Below are 18,353 nucleotides of genomic sequence, written 5' to 3'. Positions count from 1 at the left end.
CTGCCATGTCAGATAAACTCCATTTGGTCATTGTGACAGGGATGTCGGGTGCGGGTAAAACTGTAGCCATCCAATCCTTTGAGGATTTGGGTTATTTTACCATTGATAATATGCCTCCGACACTTTTGCCAAAATTTTTAGAGTTGATTCGTCATAGTCAAGATAACAACAAGATTGCTCTAGTGGTGGATATGCGGAGCCGATCATTCTTCTCTGAGATTCGGGAAGTGCTGGACGAAATTGAAAACGCAGAAGATCTTGACTTTAAAATCCTTTTCTTGGATGCGACCGATAGTGAGTTGGTTGCACGATACAAAGAAACACGCCGGTCACACCCCTTGGCAGCAACAGGCCGTGTATTGGATGGTATTCAGCTTGAGCGTGAACTCTTGGCTCCATTGAAAAATATGAGCCAAAATGTGATTGATACATCGGAACTGACTCCACGTAATTTACGGAAGGAGATTTCCGATCAATTTGCTAGTCAAGATAATCAGCCATCTTTTCGTATTGAAGTGATGTCCTTTGGCTTTAAATATGGCTTGCCACTAGATGCGGACTTGGTTTTTGATGTCCGTTTCTTGCCAAATCCTTATTATAAATTGGAATTAAGGCAAATGACCGGATTAGATCAACCTGTTTATGACTACGTGATGGATCATGAGGAATCAGAAGAATTTTACAAGCATTTGCTTGGTTTGATCGAACCAATTCTGCCAGGCTATCAGAAGGAAGGAAAATCTATTTTGACTATCGCCATTGGATGTACTGGTGGTCAACATAGAAGCGTAGCTTTTGCCAAACGCCTTGCCGACGATTTAGAAAAAAACTGGATTGTCAACCGTAGTCATCGCGACAAGGATAGACGGAAGGAAACGGTCAACCGCTCATGAGAAAACCAAAGATTACAGTGATTGGAGGCGGTACGGGGATTCCTGTGATTTTGAAGAGCCTTCGTGCCAAGGATGCCGATATCACAGCGATTGTGACTGTTGCTGATGATGGAGGTTCGTCAGGCGAGATTCGTCAGGCCTTACAGGTGACGCCTCCGGGTGACTTGCGCAATGTCCTTTTGGCTATGTCAGATATGCCAAAGCTTTATGAAAAGATTTTTCAATATCGATTTGCTGAATCGGACGGCCCCTTGGCGGGTCATCCTCTGGGAAACTTGATTATTGCGGGTATTTCTGAGATGCAGGGATCCACTTATGATGCCATGCGCTTATTGACACGCTTCTTTCATACGACTGGTCGGATCTATCCGTCTAGTGAAACGCCTTTAACCCTACATGCTGTTTTTACAGATGGGACAGAAGTGGTTGGTGAAAGTAACATTGCCAACTACAAGGGGATGATTGGTCATGTTTATGTGACAAATACGTATAATGATGAGGAACCGAAAGCCAGCCGTCAAGTAGTACAATCGATTATGGACAGCGACTTGGTTGTTTTAGGACCAGGCTCTCTGTATACCTCTATCTTACCTAATATCATGATTCCAGATATTGGTAAGGCACTTTGTGAGACAGAAGCACAAGTCGTCTATATTTGTAACATCATGACCCAACGGGGCGAAACAGAATCATTTACAGATGCCAATCACGTCAGTGTGTTGAATGCACATCTGGCCAGTCAATTTGTCGATACTGTTCTTGTGAATATTGAGCCCGTTCCTCAAGAATACATGAATACCCATGCCTTTGATGAGTATTTGGTGCAGGTCAAGCATGATTTTCGAGGCTTACAGGACCAGGGCTGTCGCATCATTTCTTCCAACTTTTTGAAACTAGAAAATGGTGGTGCCTTCCACGATGGGGATTTAGTCGTGGAAGAGCTATTTAACATTTTGCAGGTGCGAACATGAGTTTCACTGTGCAGGTCAAAGAAGAATTACTGCTTCAATCCAATCAAAATAAAAGTGAATTGTCAGCCATTATCAAGTTGGCTGGTAGTCTTGGTCTTGCTTCTTCAGGGCTGACTCTTTCGATTAGCACTGAAAACGCTAAGATTGCGCGTCATATCTATGAACTGTTCTTTCACCTTTATCAGATAAAAGCAGAAATTCGGCATCATCAAAAGTCAAATTTAAAGAAAAATCGTGTTTATTCGGTTTTTGTGCAAGATGGGGTCAACGAGATTCTCAATGATCTCCATCTGGCTGACAGTTTTTTTGGTTTGGATACAGGGATTTCACCAAGAGTTTTGGAAAATGATTCGTGGAGTCAGGCTTATTTACGTGGTGCTTTTTTAGCAAGTGGTTCTGTAAAGGATCCTGAAAAAGGCAAATACCAATTGGAAATTGCCTCTGTCTATAGTGATCATGCCTATGACTTGGCTAATTTGATGCAGAAATTTTTATTGGATGCTAAGGTTATCGAACGGTCGAAGGGAACCATTACCTACCTACAACGGGCAGAAGATATTATGGACTTCCTTTTGGTGATTGGGGCAGAAGAAGCAAAGACTGAGTTTGAAAATGTGAAATTGTTACGGGAAGCTCGGAATGATTTGAATCGTGCTACTAATGCTGAAGCGGCCAATATTGCCAAGACAGTCACTGCTAGCATGAAAACCATTAATAATATTATTAAAATAATGGATACAATCGGTATAGACCAGTTGTCGGGTGATTTACAAGAAATTGCTCAATTGCGCATTCAACATCCTGATTATTCGATCCAGCAGTTAGCTGAAAGCCTGTCACAGCCCATTACCAAGAGTGGTGTTAACCATCGTTTACGTAAGTTAAATAAAATTGCAGAAGAATTATAGGTGTTATTGTGAATAATCACTTCCTGCCCTGTTTCAGTTCTCATCGAGGAAGGAGCTGTGGCAGTAGGTGATTATTTTTTTGTGTGTAGCGATTTTGTATCCGCTTCCATAAAATGTTAGATTTTATCGATTCAGTATGGTAAAATATACATAGAAGATTGTCGTGATTGGAGGTTTCTGAATGATTAGTAATGAACAGTATGATTATCTCAAAACACATCAGACATTTGCACAACTTACCAGAGAGGCTTTTGATCAGTTAGCGAGGCATATCCGTTTTAGAAAGATTGCTAAGGGACAGGTCATTTTTTATGCACAGGACCCAAGAGATTACTTTTTTGTCTTGTCTCGTGGTTATGCCCGTATTGAACAGTACGATGAGACGGACACCTTTACCTATCTTGACTACATTCGGGAAGACAGTGCATTTCCATTTGGCGGGATGTTTCAAGACAAGGACTATTTTTACACAGCAATTGCGATTACAGATGTAGAATGTTTTATCATTCCCATGGACTTATTTGAATCTCTCTCGATGGTCAATCCAAGGCAGCTTGTCTATATTTGTAAAAAACTATCCCGTGTTTTACACTTTCAGGAGTTACGCTTGCGAAATGCCCTCCAATCCAAGGCAACTGAGCGGGTGATTCAAGTGCTTGCCTTGCTTTATTGGGATATGTGTCAACGGAATCACCTATCATCCTTGCCATTTGAAATCCATATCTTGGAGCTATCTCAATTGGCAGCAACGACACGAGAAACAGTTAGTCATGTGCTAAAACAGCTGATTAGCGAAGAAAAAATTACTTATTGCCATAAAAAATTAACCTATTTAGATACCACCTTTTTCTTAGAAAATCTGACAGAAACACATTGATGTTTCTGTCAGAATGAAGACAAACATCTCGACTGATGTTTGTCTTTTTCTGTTTATTGGTCTGATAGTCAGTCTTTTTGCCAGAATCGTGACTATTTGTACAATATAAAAAGGCTTCCCTGCCCTCATTTTTACCAATTTCTTGAGATTTAAACACGCCAAAGTCAGTCCAACCTTATCTTCCATTTTGGACTTGCCTTTCTCTCTTGTATAACGAAGATTGTGGTACTCTTTGGCTGTCCCAAAGAGGCGTTCAATGGTTTCTTTGCGCTTCTGGTAGAGCTCCTTCATACCTTTCCTGTGCCGAATCTCTTCACAGGTTTCTAAAGCCTCTTTCCAAATGTGTCGAGTTACCACTTTCTGCTTGTTCTTGCTTTCTGTACAAATTGATAGAAGTGGACAACTAGCACAGATAGCTGGATCACTCTTATATTCCCGATAACCTTCCCTGATTGTAGTGCGATAGGTTAAGACTTGATTCTCAGGACAGATATAACAGTCATAGTATTCATCGTAAACAAAATCCTTCGAGCGCAGTTTTCCCTTCTTCCCTTTCGGACGAGTGTAAGGAAAAACAGGAGTAATCTCTTGTTCCAGAAGGAAGTGAGCGATACTAGGGGTCTTATAGCCAGAATCGGCAATGAGAAAGCTAGGTTGAAAGGGCTGGAGCTTGGCGAAGAGTGCAGGAAAGGCCTGACTGTCATGGACATTGCCAGCCTCAACGCTATAAGCCAGAGCCCAACCATACTTGTCACAAGCCACCTGAGCTGTGTAGGCAAATACTTCCTTATGGTCCCCTTTATGAAACCAACCACTTTCTGGGTCGGTTGTAGAAATTTTCTTAGCGACGGGCCCCTCCTCTTTTGCGGGCCCTAGCGGCTTTTTTGCATGCTTTTCTCTATCTCTATTGATTTCAATCTCTAACTGCTCACTCATAAACTTGGCTTGCTTTTCAACTTCACGATTGATGAATTTGCGATTATTCGCCGCAGCTTTGATATGGGTACCGTCAATGAAAATTTCTGTCGGATCTATGAATCCTGCATTGACACAGAGACCTAAGATATGGGTGAAAATGCCTTCAATGACCTGTCTATCTTGGAAACGACGGACATAATTCTTTCCGTAGGTAGTGAAATGAGGCACCTTATCATCCAGTCGAAGACCAAGAAACCAACGATAGGCAGTGTTGACTTCAATTTCCTTAATGGTTTGACGCATGGAGCGAATACCGAAGAGGCATTGAAGGATAGGAATTTTAATGAGCAGAACAGGGTCAAGACTAGGGCGCCCTGTATCATCGCTATAGCTGTCTGCGACTATGTCATAGATAAAGGAGAAGTCAATAGCTTCCTCTATTTGACGAAGGAGATGATCTTGAGGAACAAGGTCATTTAAACTGTAGAAACCAAATTGACCGCGATTGTAGTCTGGGTTTTCTTTGTGTAACATAGCGATTCTCCCGCTGTTTATTAGCTAGTATTCCTATCTCTATTATACTACTTTACATATGAAAAAGCCGTTAGAAATACAATTCTAACGACTTTGTCTTCAATCTGACAGAAACACATTGATGTTTCTGTTTTTTTGTGTAGAGAATAGCTTGGAAATCACATTCTATTGTTGAATGAATTAGCTTTCAGATAAGGAACTGAGGTACAGGTGAGTCTATTCTAAGTTGGAAATAAGACATGCGCAGTAAGTCACTTTCATAGAGCAGGGCAAGCCGAAAGTGACGATGTATCAAAGCTAATTCAACTAACGGATATCAAAAAAATAAAAATGCATATATCCATATATATAAGATAAATATGCGGATAAAGTCAGCCAAAAATTGGAAAATACCCAAAAATATGAATAGAATGTGGTGGATTTCGCATTTTTGATGCCAAAAATTTCGCTTCCGAACTAAGAACCTTTGGTACACTACAGATATAAAGTGGAAAGGGAATGAAGGAAAGCGTACGGTCCTCCACCTTTCCCAGTCAAGAAAAAATATCAAAGGAGGGGGCTCTGATGTCACAAAGTCCAATTCATGTATTTTCAGAAATCGGGAAACTAAAAACGGTTATGCTCCATCGACCAGGTAAAGAAATTGAAAATTTGATGCCTGATCACCTTGAACGGTTGTTATTTGATGATATTCCTTTCTTAGAAGATGCACAAAAAGAACATGATGCCTTTGCGCAAGCTCTGCGAGATGAAGGCGTAGAAGTGTTATATTTGGAACAGTTGGCGGCGGAATCACTGACTAGTCCAGAAATTCGTGAACAATTTATTGATGAATACCTAGAAGAGGCCAACATTCGTGGTCGGATGTGTAGAAAAGCCATTCGGAAACTCTTACTTGCAATTGAGGACAATAAAGAGCTAATTGAAAAGACCATGGCTGGTATTCAAAAAGCTGAATTGCCGTCAGATGACATTGAAGAAAAAGGGTTAACAGACCTTGTTGAATCATCTTACCCATTTGCAATCGATCCGATGCCAAACCTGTACTTTACACGGGATCCTTTTGCAACAATAGGGAATGCGGTATCGCTTAACCACATGTATTCAGAAACCCGCAACCGTGAAACCATTTATGGTAAGTATATTTTTACTTACCACCCAGTCTATGGTGGCAAGGTTCCGCTGGTATATAACAGAAATGAAACCACACGTATTGAGGGTGGTGATGAGCTGATTTTATCCAAGGATGTGCTTGCGGTTGGGATCTCTCAACGGACAGACGCAGCTTCCATTGAAAAACTCCTCATTAACATATTTGAAAGAGGCGTTGGCTTTAAGAAGGTCCTTGCATTTGAATTTGCCAATAGTCGGAAATTCATGCATTTGGATACTGTTTTCACTATGGTAGATTATGATAAATTTACTATTCACCCAGAAATTGAAGGTAGCTTGCGTGTCTTCTCTGTTACTTATGAAAATGAAGAGCTTCATATTGAAGAAGAACATGGTGATTTGGCTGAATTATTAGCTGCAAACTTGGGCGTTGAAAAAGTTGACTTGATTCGTTGTGGTGGTGAAAATATTGTAGCTGCTGGTCGGGAACAATGGAACGATGGTTCCAATACCTTGACCATCGCACCTGGGGTTGTTGTGGTGTATAAACGGAATACCATTACCAATGCCATCCTAGAATCAAAAGGTCTTCGCTTAATCAAGATTAGCGGTAGTGAGTTAGTTCGGGGTCGTGGTGGACCGCGTTGTATGTCTATGCCTTTTGTCAGAGAGGATATCTAAATGAATGAACCAGATGTTGAACTGGTTATCGGAAGTGAGCCTTGGCATCGTGCATGTTCTATGTACGTAAGATATCGTGTCTTTGTAATGGAAAAATCCATTGCACGGGAAGATGAGTTTGATCAATATGACGAAGTTGGACGCGTCTATGCCAATCTACTCGTTCATGGCGAGCCAGTTTCTACCGGCCGTTTCTTACCAACAGAATTTGGAACTGCAAGATTGACTCGGATTGCTACCCTGGCCCCACACCGTGGGAAGGGATATGCTCGGGAAATTATCCAAAAATTGGAAGAATATGCTAAAAACACGAATGTTTTATGTATAAATATACATTCTGAGTTGACAGCTAAAACATTTTATGAGATGCTGGGGTATCAGCCAACTTCCGAAATCTATTTAGAAGATGGTGAATGGTGTCAGACTCTGACCAAAAATTTAATTTAAAAAAGAGGAGAAGGATAATGACAAACATTTTTAAAGGCAGACATTTTTTAGCGGAAAAAGATTTCACTCGCGCTGAATTAGAATGGTTGATTGATTTTGCAGCTCACTTAAAGGATTTGAAAAAGCGCAATATCCCTCATCGCTATTTAGAAGGTAAAAATATTGCCCTTTTATTTGAAAAAACATCCACTCGTACGCGTGCTGCATTTACTGTTGCGGCGATTGACTTGGGTGCACACCCTGAATATCTAGGTGCAAATGATATCCAGCTTGGTAAAAAAGAATCCACAGAAGATACTGCTAAAGTTTTGGGACGCATGTTCGATGGGATTGAATTTCGTGGTTTCAGTCAAAAGATGGTGGAAGAATTGGCCGAATTTTCAGGTGTTCCTGTATGGAATGGTCTGACAGATGCATGGCACCCGACTCAAATGTTGGCTGATTATCTGACTGTGAAAGAAAACTTTGGCAAGTTAGAAGGATTGACCTTGGTTTATTGTGGTGACGGACGCAACAATGTGGCGAATTCCCTCTTGGTAACAGGGGCTATTCTTGGTGTCAATGTGCACATCTTCTCACCAAAAGAACTCTTCCCAGACGAAACAGTGGTAGCCCTTGCAGAAGGATTTGCTAAAGAATCTGGTGCGCGTGTGTTGATTACGGACAATGCTGACGAGGCTGTTAAAGGCGCAGATGTCCTCTATACAGACGTTTGGGTATCAATGGGTGAAGAATCTAAATTTGAAGAACGTGTGAAATTATTAAAACCATATCAAGTAAACATGGATTTGGTGAAAAAAGCAGAAAATGAGAATCTGATTTTCTTGCACTGCTTGCCAGCCTTCCATGATACTAATACTGTATATGGTAAAGATGTTGCTGAAAAATTTGGTGTAGAAGAAATGGAAGTAACGGATGAAGTATTCCGTAGCAAATATGCTCGCCATTTTGACCAAGCTGAAAATCGCATGCATACCATTAAAGCAGTGATGGCAGCTACTTTAGGGGATCCATTTGTACCACGTGTGTAGCTTAAATGGTCAGTGAAGTCATCATGTTTGGGGACCGGATTCAATTTTGACCCTGTCCCCAGTTTGAAAATCAGAAATGTAAGCGATTTCTTTATAGAAAGGAGGGAAGAGAATCAATATGACTCATCGTAAAATTGTTGTTGCTTTGGGAGGAAATGCCATCTTAACGTCAGATCCATCAGCCAAAGCCCAAAAAGCTGCTCTGGTACAGACTGCTAAGCACCTTGTCAAACTGATCAAAAATGGGGATGATTTGATTATCACTCATGGTAATGGTCCGCAAGTTGGGAATTTATTATTGCAAAACTTAGCAGCTAACTCTGAAAAAAATCCAGCCTTCCCATTAGACAGTTTGGTCGCTATGACCGAAGGATCAATCGGTTTCTGGTTACAAAATGCTCTTGAAAATGAATTAGCCAAAGAAGGTATTGATAAAGGTGTTGTCTCTGTTGTCACACAAGTAATTGTAGATAAAAATGATCCTGCATTTGAAAACTTATCAAAACCCATTGGTCCATTCTATACCAAAGAAGAAGCAGAGTTGGAAAGTCAAAAGACTGGTGCAACTTTCAAAGAAGATGCTGGACGGGGCTGGCGCAAAGTAGTGGCTTCTCCAAAGCCAATTGGTATTAAAGAGATTGGCACAATCCGTACTCTACTAAATGCAGGGGAGATTGTTGTCGCAGCAGGTGGAGGTGGTGTACCTGTTATCCAAGAAGAAGATGGAACCCTTGTGGGCGTCGAGGCTGTCATTGATAAGGATTTTGCATCTCAATGTCTTGCTGAATTAGTCGATGCAGATGTCTTTATTATCTTAACGGGTGTGGATTATGTCTATGTTCGTTTTAACAAGCCAGATCAAAGGAAATTGGAAAAGGTAACTGTTGCGGAGCTTGAAGAGTATATTCGTCAAAATGAATTTGCGCCTGGCTCCATGTTACCAAAAGTAGAAGCAGCTATTGCTTTTGTCAATCATAAGCCAAACTCCAAGGCTGTGATTACCTCGTTAGAAAATTTAGGAGCATTGATTGAGTCGCATAGTGGCACAACCATTACAAAACATTGATAATAGCAAACAGATTGCTATTCAAGGACAGGAGAGTATTTCTTTCAGTTCTTACTCTCCTTCCATTTTAGCTTATTCCTCATCAGTATCTACCTATGAGTAACTGAGGATGACGAACACTCATCCAGCCTGCCTTCCAATCATAAGGACCTTTCAATTGTGTGTAGGTGGATACTTGAGTTGATGATTCTACTGGAAATACCGACATGTTATCTATCTTAAACTTGCTTTAACTGTACTTCATGAATTTACTTGCATTGGTCAGTAGTTTCCCAACTTTTGACCGTCACTAGAAACAGACTGGTGAAGGGAACTGTAACTACTAAAACCAATCTTATCCCTACGATTTTGGGTATTAAAAGATTTCCTAATTTTTTTGAGTGAGTACGAAATGCAAACTAGAAGACAAGATTGAAGACTGGTTATTCTGGAGTGTGTTTTTGAAACATGTATGAATAGTTTCATAATTTTTTCCAGAGCTGTTCGTATGGTATCTAGTAGAGTTTTGTATCCGTTTGACATTCATTTTATGTATCCATACATTGAAAAATATTATGGGAGGTTTTTACAATGAGTGAAAAAGTAAAAAAAGGCTTTAAGATGCCTTCTTCATATACTGTCCTCATGATCATCATTGCCATTATGGCTGTGATGACTTGGATTATTCCTGCCGGCCAATATCAAGTGGATGATGGCGGTAATTTTATTACAGGAACCTATGAAGCAGTGGATCAAAATCCCCAAGGGATTTGGGACGTATTGATGGCTCCTGTGCGGGCAATGCTAGGGCACGGTGCAACATCTGCAGCCATTGATGTTTCCTTCTTTATCTTGATGGTTGGTGCCTTTCTTGGAGTTGTGAATGAGACAGGTGCATTAGACGTTGGGATTGCATCCATCGTGAAACGCTTCAAGGGCCGTGAAAAATGGTTGATTTATGTCCTTATGTTTCTCTTTGGCTTAGGTGGTTCCACCTATGGCATGGGTGAAGAAACAATGGCTTTCTTCCCGCTGATTATTCCTGTCATGATGGCAGTTGGGTACGATAGTATTACTGGGGTTGCCATTATCCTGCTAGGTTCTCAAATTGGTTGTTTAGCCTCAACTGTCAATCCATTTGCGACTGGTGTGGCTTCCGCAACAGCTGGGGTATCCATTGCCGATGGTATGATTTGGCGGATTGTTTTCTTTATTGTTATCCTTGGTTTGGGAATGGCCTTTGTTGCCAATTATGCTGAAAAAGTGAAGAAAGATCCAACTAAATCCTTGGTTTATAAACAAAGGGCAGAAGATATGGAACATTTCAACGTGACTGCTGATCGGGCTGTTAATGATACCTTAACTCCTGCACAAAAACGTGTTTTGATTCTCTTCTTCCTTACTTTTGTCTTTATGATTTTGAGTTTCATTCCATGGGAAGATTTAGGGGTAACACTCTTTACAGATATTAAAGAATGGTTGATTTCAATCCCAGTTCTAGGGCAAATTGTTGGTATTACAACCTATCCATTTGGTTTGTGGTATTTCCCTGAAGGTGCTATGCTCTTTGCTACTTCAGGTGTATTGATAGGTGTCGTTTATGGTATGGGTGAAGAACGATTGGTGAAGGCCTTTATGAATGGGGCTGCGGATCTTCTCAGTGTTGCCTTGATTTGTGCTGTTGCGCGTGGAATCCAAGTGATTATGAATGATGGTATGATTACTGCAACTATTCTACACTGGGGCGAAGTGGGACTCCAAGGACTCTCTTCTCAAGTCTTTATCGTCTTGACCTATCTATTCTACCTTCCAATGTCCTTCTTAATTCCATCCACATCTGGCTTGGCAGGTGCTTCTATGGGTATCATGGCTCCATTGGGTGAGTTTGTAAATGTACCTGCACATTTGATTATCACTGCTTTCCAAGCAGCTTCTGGTGTATTGAATTTAGTTGCTCCAACCTCTGGTATTGTTATGGGAGCATTGGCACTTGGTCGCGTGGATATTGCTACTTGGTATAAATTCGTTGGAAAATTGATTGCAGCCATTATTGTTGCATCCATCATCATTCTTGTGATTGCAACATTCTTTTAAAAAATGGTAGGTCTTACTCCGATCCATAAATTGTGTATGAAAGGAGAGACAATGAAGGAACATTCATTTATTACTGAGGAGCACAAGCAGGCTTGTGTGTCGGCTATTCAAGCATTAGTCGCCTTTCCCTCTGTGTTGCAAGAACATCAGACCAGTACTCCTTTTGGACAAGCTATTCAAGATGTCTTAGAATACACGCTGTCCATGGCTGAAAAACTGGGTTTTTCAACTTATCTCGATCCGGAAGGGTATTATGGTTATGCCCAAATCGGTCAAGGGGATGAATTGTTGGCAATTCTATGTCATTTAGATGTCGTTCCAGCTGGGGACCTCTCGAATTGGGAAACTCCCCCTTTTGAAGCAACCATAAAAAATGACCATTTGGTTGGCCGAGGGGTTCAAGATGATAAGGGTCCTTCCATGGCAGCTTTATTTGCGGTCAAGGCCTTAATGGATGCTGGTGTTACGTTTACCAAACGTATTCGGTTTATCTTTGGAACAGACGAAGAAACCTTATGGCGGTGTATGAATCGGTACAATCAACTAGAAGAAGTTGCGACGATGGGATTTGCACCAGATTCTTCTTTCCCCTTGACCTATGCAGAAAAAGGTCTGTTACAAGCAAAACTTGTTGGTCCTGGAGACCGTATTTTAACGATGGAGGCTGGAACAGCTTATAATGTTGTGCCTGCAAAGGCTAGTTATTCAGGGCATTTGTTGGCCAGTTTGGTTGCTGAATTGGATCAATTAGGATTCGATTATGAAATAGATGATGATCGAGTGATTGTTTTAGGCATTTCAAAACATGCCAAGGATGCTGCAGAGGGAATCAATGCGATCGTTCGATTGGCCATTGCGCTCCAAAAATTTGTTGGCCATCCTGCTATTGATTTCATTGCCAATGCAGTAGGGGAAGATGCAACAGGTTTCAGATTATTTGACGATGTCACGGATGAACCTTCTGGAACCCTTAGTTTCAATATTGCGGGTCTCACGATTCAGCCTAAAAAATCTGAAATTCGGATTGATATGCGGATTCCTGTACTTGCGAATAAGGAACATTTGGTGCATATCTTGAGTGAAAAGGCAGCAACTTTTGGTTTAGACTATCAAGAATTTGACTACTTACCAGCTTTATATGTCCCTTTGGACAGTGAATTGGTTCAGACCTTAATGGCAGTCTACCAAGAAAAAACGGGTGATACTCTTAGTCAGCCTATCTCATCAGGTGGTGCAACCTTTGCTCGAACCATGAAAAACTGTGTGGCCTTCGGAGCCTGTTTCCCAGATACGGAGCAAACCGAGCATCAGGAAAATGAAAGGATGCCGTTGAAGGATTTAGAAAAAACGATGGATATCTACGCAGAAGCAGTCTATCGCTTAGCTGGAGAAATGCAATAAACTGTAAAACATCTCGTGTTGAAAAATACGAGGTGTTTTTTCATAGAAAGATTAGACGTTTCATCTATTTGAGTATATTTATATCTATTTTAGAGCACATTAAAGTATTTGCTATAAAAATATTCTATCGCCGTAATAAATAATATGTATTGGTTCTAGATACAAATATGTGATAATATTTGTACCAACTAACAGGCACTATTTTAGTGTAAATAGTTGGAACTAGGAGGATTATGCATGGAAATTCAAAAGGAACTTGAACAATTGTTTAAATGGTTTCATCAACATCCAGAATTATCATATCAGGAATTTGAAACCACTGAAAGGATTCGTGAATTATTAGAAAAATACGGAATAGACATTATAAACCTTCCATTAGAAACAGGATTGGTTGCATCAATTCAGGGGTCTAAAGGAGCAGGACCTACTATAGCTTTACGAGCGGATATTGATGCATTACCTGTCCATGAAGAAACTGAATTAGAATGGAAATCAGAAAGAGAAGGTGTGATGCATGCTTGTGGACATGATTTTCACACAACTACCTTAATTGGAGTAGCGATTTTATTACATCAAAATCGTTCAACTTTTTCAGGAACTGTTAAGTTGGTTTTTCAACCTGCAGAAGAGTCATCTATTGGGGCACTTAAAATCATTGAGACCGGTGTACTAGACGATGTGGAAGTGATTCATGGTATCCATGTAACAGGAGAATTTCCAATTGGTACAGTGTCGGTCCGAGAAGGTGAAATGACAGGTGCAGTAGATCGTTTTAAAATACATCTGAAAGGGATAGGATCACATGCTGCAAAACCAGAACTTAGTAAGGACCCAATTGTAGCTGTAGGTGCATTAATTCAGTCACTACAAACAATTGTTAGTCGAAATAGTGATCCTTTTCAATCTAGTTTATTGAGTCTTACTCATGTTCAAGCTGGAAGTACTTGGAATGTTATACCTGAACGCGCCACAGTTGAGGGAACAATTCGTACTCTTAAAGCAAGCGAACGAAAACTTTTTAAACAACGGTTTTATGATATTGTTAGCCATATTGCTATGGCATACAATGTTGACTATTCGATTGATTGGATAAAAGGTCCACCTGCCACACGAAATCATCCTAAATGGGTTGAAGTAATCAGTGAAATTGCTAAACAAGCAGGATTGAATGTAGAAGTGCCAAAGCAGAATCTTGGAGGTGAGGACTTTGCTTTTTATCAAGAGAAAATTCCAGGTGTTTATTGGCAGATTGGAACAGGGATAACCTACCCAAATCATCATCCAAAGTTTCAAGTTTCACCTGAACCGCTCTCAAAAGCCTCAGAGATTTACACTCAACTTGCTTTACAAACATTAAAGATTTTGAGAGGAGAAAAGGATGATTAAGATTGAACAGGTCTCAAAATCATATTTTGTTAACGGAAGAGTGATTTCAGCTTTACAAGATGTCTCATTACATGTGAAAAAAGGGAGCATTTATGGTGTAATTGGCTATTCTGGTGCCGGGAAATCAACCTTATTACGATTAGTAAATGGTTTGGAAAAACCTGATAAGGGAGAAGTTGAAGTTCAAGGAAAAATCCTAACACAGTTACCTGAGAATGAATTAAATGCTCTTCGAAAAAATATTGGTATGGTATTTCAGCAGTTTAATTTATTGGAAAGTCAAACTGTGTTTCAAAATATTGCTTTACCACTTATTCTTACTAAAGTTTCTAAAAAAGATCAAGAAGATCGGGTCAACACCCTACTTGATTTCGTTGGTTTGAGAGAAAAGGCGAATGTGAAAGTCTCTCAGCTCTCAGGAGGTCAAAAACAGCGAATTGGTATTGCGCGAGCACTAGCTACAAATCCAGAAATCCTTTTGTGTGATGAGGCAACTAGCGCTTTAGATCCACATACAACAGATGCAATATTAGACTTATTAGTGAAAGTAAATGAACAATTCGGGGTTACAATATTATTAATTACTCATGAAATGGATGTGATTAGAAAAATTTGTGATCAAATTACAATAATGGAAGCTGGAAAAATTGTTGAACAAGGAGATACTCTGGAAATTTTTAAAAACCCGCAACAAGAAATAACGAAACGATTTGTAGAAACTGTTGTGAGCAACAGAGTTCCGAGAATAATTAGTGAGCAATTATTACCTACTGATACCGTTGCTAAACTCATATTCGTAGGAAGACATGCTGGAGATGGAATTCTACATTCATTAGCACTAGTCTTTAATATCAAAATTAGCATTCTAGCGGCATCCATTAGTGAATTAAGAAACGATTTATTAGGGATATTAATCGTTAAAATAGAGGGAGATTACTTCAACTTCTCAGCAATTGAAGAATACCTAATAGAACAAAATGTATCAATAGAAAGGTTGGGTGAATTATAGGTGGAGAAACTATTGGGAATTAAGTTAGAAAGATTAGCAGAATCAGGTGTTCAAACGATATATATGCTAAGCCTATCACTTTTATTTGGTTTAATAATAGGAATCCCCATTGCATTGCTTTTAGTTACTACTAGACCAGGAGGTCTAAAAGAAAATCGAATAGTATTCACTATAGTTAGTAATTTAGTAAATATTTTTCGCTCTCTACCATTTGTAATCTTGCTAATTTTTATCTCACCAGTCACAAAATTGATTGTTGGGACAAGAATTGGAACGAGAGCAGCAATTGTTCCGTTAGTAGTTTATATCGCTCCCTATTTAGCACGGTTAATTGAAAATTCATTGCTGGAAGTAAAAAAAGGGATACTTGAAGCTGCCCAAAGCATGGGAGCAAGTTGGTGGCAGATTATTTATTATTTTCTTTTACCAGAGGCAAAGTCCTCACTCATTTTAACTATTACAACTGGAAGTATTGGTCTGTTGGGGGCAACAGCGATGGCTGGAATTATTGGAGGAGGAGGCATAGGTGATTTAGCGTTAACATATGGTTATCAACGTTTTAATACTGTTTTGATGGTTACGACAGTACTAATATTAATTGTTTTTGTACAATCATTACAAGGAATTGGAAATTATTTAGCAAATCATTTTAGAAATTAAAGGGGAATAAAAATGTTTAGGAATTTACAAAAATGCTTATTTGTTTTAGGATTGGCTGCGTTGACATTTATATTGGGGGCATGCAACACTGAAAAAAGTGCGGAAAATATTTCTGAAAATAAAATCATTCATTATGGAAAAGCAGCAGGGCCCTATACCGTTTTATTTGAAGATGCAATCATACCTATACTTGAAAAAAAAGGATATTCGTTTGAGGTTACTGAGTTTTCTGATTTGGTACAGAATGATACGGCGCTTGCAGAGGGTGATATTGACGTTAATGTAGAGCAACATACTGCATATATGAATAACTTCAATAGTAGTAATAATGCCAATCTAGTTGCTTTGACTCCAATTCCTACTGTTGCAGCGGCTCTATACTCATCAAACCATAAAAGTCTAAATGAAATAAAAAATGGTGCAAAAATTGCTATACCTTCCGATCCATCCAATACATCTCGTGCCTTAGCAATTATAGAGAAAGCCAATTGGATTACTCTGGATAAAACTGCAGATAGAACGGCGTTGACAGTTGATGATATTGTCGATAATAAATATAATATTGAATTTATTCTTGTTGAGTCAGCACAAATTCCTCCAGCATTAGATGACTTTGATTATGCTGTCATTGTCGGTGCAATTGTATATTCAGCAAAAATTGATCCATCAACAGCTTTGTTGAAGGAAGATATCGCAGACCATTTATGGCTACAAGTTGTTGTAAAAGAAGAAAATAAAAATAGTCAGTGGGCGAAAGATATTGTTGAAGCATATCAATCTGATGAATTTGCAGCGTATTTAGAAGAAAATAATGATGGTTTATGGAGTATTCCATCGAACAACTAACTATTAAATCAAAAGACTTTAAATTGTTGTTTTCCAAGTTGGCTAATCTTTTACCTTTACCATACTCTTCTTGACAAATTGCTAGAAGTGAGCTACACTAGTAGAAATTGTTGATAACTTTAAACGTGTCCCGTGAGACAAGAAAGTTAGCAGTTTACACAGAAACCTCTCTTCCTAGAAATTTGTTAGAGATGATCTATTAACTACTATCGATAACAGGCGGGATTGGATATTTTTCCAATCCTTATTTGTTTGAAGTTTTTCTCAATTTAATAAAGACAGTCTGAGAGCTGTCATTAAAAGGAGATTCTTATGTTACATCTTTCACTCGATAAAAATAATCGACGTGCCCTTGCTTCTGCCATTGTTGCCTCCGGAACGGATGATTTAAATGTCATGTTCCTCTCGTTTTCCATGGCTAGTATTATCAAAGAGCTTTCTATTTCGAGCGCTCAAGCAGGATGGATAGCCACCATTACGAATTTAGGAATGCTTCTAGGTGGACTCGTCTTTGGTGTCCTAGCTGACCGTTATAATAAGTTTAATATCTTTAAGTGGACCATTGTAATCTTTGCTATTGCAACTGGACTCATATATTTCACAACTAGCTTGCCTTATCTTTATATTATGCGCTTTATTGCTGGTATAGGTGTTGGTGGTGAATATGGGGTCGCGATAGCCATCATGGCAGGTATTGTACCCAAGGAAAAAATGGGACGAATCTCTTCGCTAAATGGGATTGCTGGTCAAGTTGGTTCCATCACATCGGCCCTACTAGCAGGTTGGTTAGCCCCAACATTGGGTTGGAAAGGTTTATTTCTCTTTGGATTAGCACCACTTTTGTTGGTTCTTTGGATGCAGTTTGCAATTGATGATGAAAACATTAAGGACCATACTGAGGGAGAGGATCCAGTAGATTCTGAAGTTGCCCATGTTGGTCAACTCTTCAAGACACCTGCTCTAGCTAGACAAACCCTGGCTCTAATGGTGATGACAACTGTGCAGATTGCTGGTTATTTTGGGATGATGAACTGGTTACCGACTATTATTCAAACTAGTTTAAAGATTAGCGTGAAAGATTCATCACTGTGGATGGTGACCACCATTTTAGGGATGTGCATAGGAATGTTAGTATTTGGACAAATTCTTGACAAATTTGGTCCTCGTCCTGTTTACAGCGCCTTTTTGCTGTCATCAGCAGTTTGTGTCTTCTTATTCCAGTTTGCTAATTCTCAAATCACGATGATTCTGGGCGGTATGATTGTTGGTTTCTTTGTAAATGGAATGTTTGCTGGTTACGGAGCAATGATTACACGGCTCTATCCGCATCATATTCGTTCAACAGCCAATAATGTGATCTTAAATGTTGGACGTGCCATTGGCGGATTTTCTTCTGTCATCATTGGGATGATATTAGATGCATCCAGCACAGCTGTTGTGATGATTTTTCTCTCAAGTCTGTATCTAATTAGCTTTGCAGCCATGCTCTCCATCAGTAATTTAAAGAAAGAAGCATACAATCAATTTCGATAAAAACAA

General features: G+C 39.6%; 16 protein-coding genes. 15 read left to right on the top strand and 1 reads right to left on the bottom strand.

Going from position 1 to position 18,353, the window contains the following annotated elements; genetic code table 11:
• The first annotated feature begins 5 nt into the window (after nucleotides 1-5).
• The 4 genes from rapZ to L6410_RS07180 all read left to right on the top strand — a co-directional run bounded on the left by rapZ (nucleotide 6) and on the right by L6410_RS07180 (nucleotide 3,649).
• Nucleotides 6-893 carry an RNase adapter RapZ gene (gene rapZ / locus L6410_RS07195; RefSeq protein WP_237395216.1) on the top strand — a complete coding sequence of 296 codons (888 nt, stop codon included), beginning with the start codon at nucleotides 6-8 and terminating at the stop codon, nucleotides 891-893.
• Nucleotides 890-1,864, top strand: coding sequence for a gluconeogenesis factor YvcK family protein (locus tag L6410_RS07190; RefSeq protein WP_105127521.1), 975 nt, complete (start codon nucleotides 890-892; stop codon nucleotides 1,862-1,864). Before rapZ ends, L6410_RS07190 begins: the two co-directional genes overlap by 4 nt.
• A complete protein-coding gene (gene whiA, locus L6410_RS07185) occupies nucleotides 1,861-2,772 on the top strand; it encodes a DNA-binding protein WhiA (RefSeq protein WP_237395215.1) in 912 nt (303 codons plus the stop codon). Before L6410_RS07190 ends, whiA begins: the two co-directional genes overlap by 4 nt.
• A 181-nt stretch (nucleotides 2,773-2,953) precedes the next feature.
• Nucleotides 2,954-3,649, top strand: coding sequence for a Crp/Fnr family transcriptional regulator (locus L6410_RS07180; protein ID WP_024391976.1), 696 nt, complete (start codon nucleotides 2,954-2,956; stop codon nucleotides 3,647-3,649).
• On the opposite strand, the gene L6410_RS07175 is transcribed toward L6410_RS07180, so the two are convergent.
• On the bottom strand, nucleotides 3,623-5,101 hold the full coding sequence (locus L6410_RS07175; protein ID WP_419579995.1) for an IS1182 family transposase: 1,479 nt from the start codon (nucleotides 5,099-5,101) through the stop codon (nucleotides 3,623-3,625). The two genes, L6410_RS07180 and L6410_RS07175, sit on opposite strands and share 27 nt — an antisense overlap.
• 561 nt (nucleotides 5,102-5,662) lie before the next feature.
• Between L6410_RS07175 and arcA the strand changes: the two genes are divergently transcribed.
• The 11 genes from arcA to L6410_RS07120 all read left to right on the top strand — a co-directional run bounded on the left by arcA (nucleotide 5,663) and on the right by L6410_RS07120 (nucleotide 18,347).
• The gene (gene arcA / locus L6410_RS07170; protein WP_161942967.1) at nucleotides 5,663-6,895 is read left to right on the top strand and encodes an arginine deiminase; all 1,233 of its coding nucleotides are present in this window, start codon (nucleotides 5,663-5,665) and stop codon (nucleotides 6,893-6,895) included.
• Nucleotides 6,896-7,342, top strand: a complete 447-nt coding sequence (locus L6410_RS07165) for a GNAT family N-acetyltransferase (RefSeq protein WP_237395214.1) — start codon at nucleotides 6,896-6,898, stop codon at nucleotides 7,340-7,342.
• Between the two features lie 17 nt (nucleotides 7,343-7,359).
• A complete protein-coding gene (gene argF, locus L6410_RS07160) occupies nucleotides 7,360-8,373 on the top strand; it encodes an ornithine carbamoyltransferase (RefSeq protein ID WP_024391973.1) in 1,014 nt (337 codons plus the stop codon).
• A 118-nt stretch (nucleotides 8,374-8,491) separates the two neighbouring features.
• The gene (arcC, locus tag L6410_RS07155; RefSeq protein ID WP_024391972.1) at nucleotides 8,492-9,439 is read left to right on the top strand and encodes a carbamate kinase; all 948 of its coding nucleotides are present in this window, start codon (nucleotides 8,492-8,494) and stop codon (nucleotides 9,437-9,439) included.
• 570 nt (nucleotides 9,440-10,009) lie between these two features.
• Nucleotides 10,010-11,512: a YfcC family protein gene (locus tag L6410_RS07150; RefSeq protein ID WP_237395213.1), complete on the top strand. Its 1,503-nt coding sequence runs from the start codon at nucleotides 10,010-10,012 to the stop codon at nucleotides 11,510-11,512.
• 51 nt (nucleotides 11,513-11,563) lie between these two features.
• The gene (locus tag L6410_RS07145; protein ID WP_237395212.1) at nucleotides 11,564-12,913 is read left to right on the top strand and encodes a dipeptidase; all 1,350 of its coding nucleotides are present in this window, start codon (nucleotides 11,564-11,566) and stop codon (nucleotides 12,911-12,913) included.
• A gap of 237 nt (nucleotides 12,914-13,150) precedes the next feature.
• On the top strand, nucleotides 13,151-14,299 hold the full coding sequence (locus L6410_RS07140) for an amidohydrolase (RefSeq protein WP_237395211.1): 1,149 nt from the start codon (nucleotides 13,151-13,153) through the stop codon (nucleotides 14,297-14,299).
• A complete protein-coding gene (locus L6410_RS07135; RefSeq protein WP_172103784.1) occupies nucleotides 14,292-15,308 on the top strand; it encodes a methionine ABC transporter ATP-binding protein in 1,017 nt (338 codons plus the stop codon). The genes L6410_RS07140 and L6410_RS07135 overlap by 8 nt, the downstream gene beginning before the upstream one ends.
• 12 nt (nucleotides 15,309-15,320) lie before the next feature.
• Nucleotides 15,321-15,968, top strand: a complete 648-nt coding sequence (locus tag L6410_RS07130; protein WP_237395210.1) for a methionine ABC transporter permease — start codon at nucleotides 15,321-15,323, stop codon at nucleotides 15,966-15,968.
• Nucleotides 15,969-15,980: 12 nt separating this feature from the next.
• Nucleotides 15,981-16,814: a MetQ/NlpA family ABC transporter substrate-binding protein gene (locus tag L6410_RS07125; RefSeq protein WP_172103783.1), complete on the top strand. Its 834-nt coding sequence runs from the start codon at nucleotides 15,981-15,983 to the stop codon at nucleotides 16,812-16,814.
• A gap of 312 nt (nucleotides 16,815-17,126) precedes the next feature.
• On the top strand, nucleotides 17,127-18,347 hold the full coding sequence (locus L6410_RS07120; protein WP_237395209.1) for an MFS transporter: 1,221 nt from the start codon (nucleotides 17,127-17,129) through the stop codon (nucleotides 18,345-18,347).
• Nucleotides 18,348-18,353: the final 6 nt, after the last annotated feature.

Source organism: Streptococcus parasuis, from assembly GCF_021654455.1.
GTDB lineage: Bacteria > Bacillota > Bacilli > Lactobacillales > Streptococcaceae > Streptococcus > Streptococcus parasuis.
The sequence above is the reverse complement of the archived record's forward strand: the minus strand, read 5'-3'. Positions and strand labels throughout refer to the sequence as shown.

What these genes read in the sequence shown, in the direction of transcription:
- rapZ (WP_237395216.1), top strand. Translation starts at nt 6, where the DNA reads ATGTCAGATAAACTCCATTTGGTCATTGTGACAGGGATGTCGGGTGCG.
- L6410_RS07190 (WP_105127521.1), top strand. Translation starts at nt 890, where the DNA reads ATGAGAAAACCAAAGATTACAGTGATTGGAGGCGGTACGGGGATTCCT.
- whiA (WP_237395215.1), top strand. Translation starts at nt 1,861, where the DNA reads ATGAGTTTCACTGTGCAGGTCAAAGAAGAATTACTGCTTCAATCCAAT.
- L6410_RS07180 (WP_024391976.1), top strand. Translation starts at nt 2,954, where the DNA reads ATGATTAGTAATGAACAGTATGATTATCTCAAAACACATCAGACATTT.
- L6410_RS07175 (WP_419579995.1), bottom strand. Translation starts at nt 5,101, where the DNA reads ATGTTACACAAAGAAAACCCAGACTACAATCGCGGTCAATTTGGTTTC.
- L6410_RS07165 (WP_237395214.1), top strand. Translation starts at nt 6,896, where the DNA reads ATGAATGAACCAGATGTTGAACTGGTTATCGGAAGTGAGCCTTGGCAT.
- argF (WP_024391973.1), top strand. Translation starts at nt 7,360, where the DNA reads ATGACAAACATTTTTAAAGGCAGACATTTTTTAGCGGAAAAAGATTTC.
- arcC (WP_024391972.1), top strand. Translation starts at nt 8,492, where the DNA reads ATGACTCATCGTAAAATTGTTGTTGCTTTGGGAGGAAATGCCATCTTA.
- L6410_RS07150 (WP_237395213.1), top strand. Translation starts at nt 10,010, where the DNA reads ATGAGTGAAAAAGTAAAAAAAGGCTTTAAGATGCCTTCTTCATATACT.
- L6410_RS07145 (WP_237395212.1), top strand. Translation starts at nt 11,564, where the DNA reads ATGAAGGAACATTCATTTATTACTGAGGAGCACAAGCAGGCTTGTGTG.
- L6410_RS07140 (WP_237395211.1), top strand. Translation starts at nt 13,151, where the DNA reads ATGGAAATTCAAAAGGAACTTGAACAATTGTTTAAATGGTTTCATCAA.
- L6410_RS07135 (WP_172103784.1), top strand. Translation starts at nt 14,292, where the DNA reads ATGATTAAGATTGAACAGGTCTCAAAATCATATTTTGTTAACGGAAGA.
- L6410_RS07125 (WP_172103783.1), top strand. Translation starts at nt 15,981, where the DNA reads ATGTTTAGGAATTTACAAAAATGCTTATTTGTTTTAGGATTGGCTGCG.
- L6410_RS07120 (WP_237395209.1), top strand. Translation starts at nt 17,127, where the DNA reads ATGTTACATCTTTCACTCGATAAAAATAATCGACGTGCCCTTGCTTCT.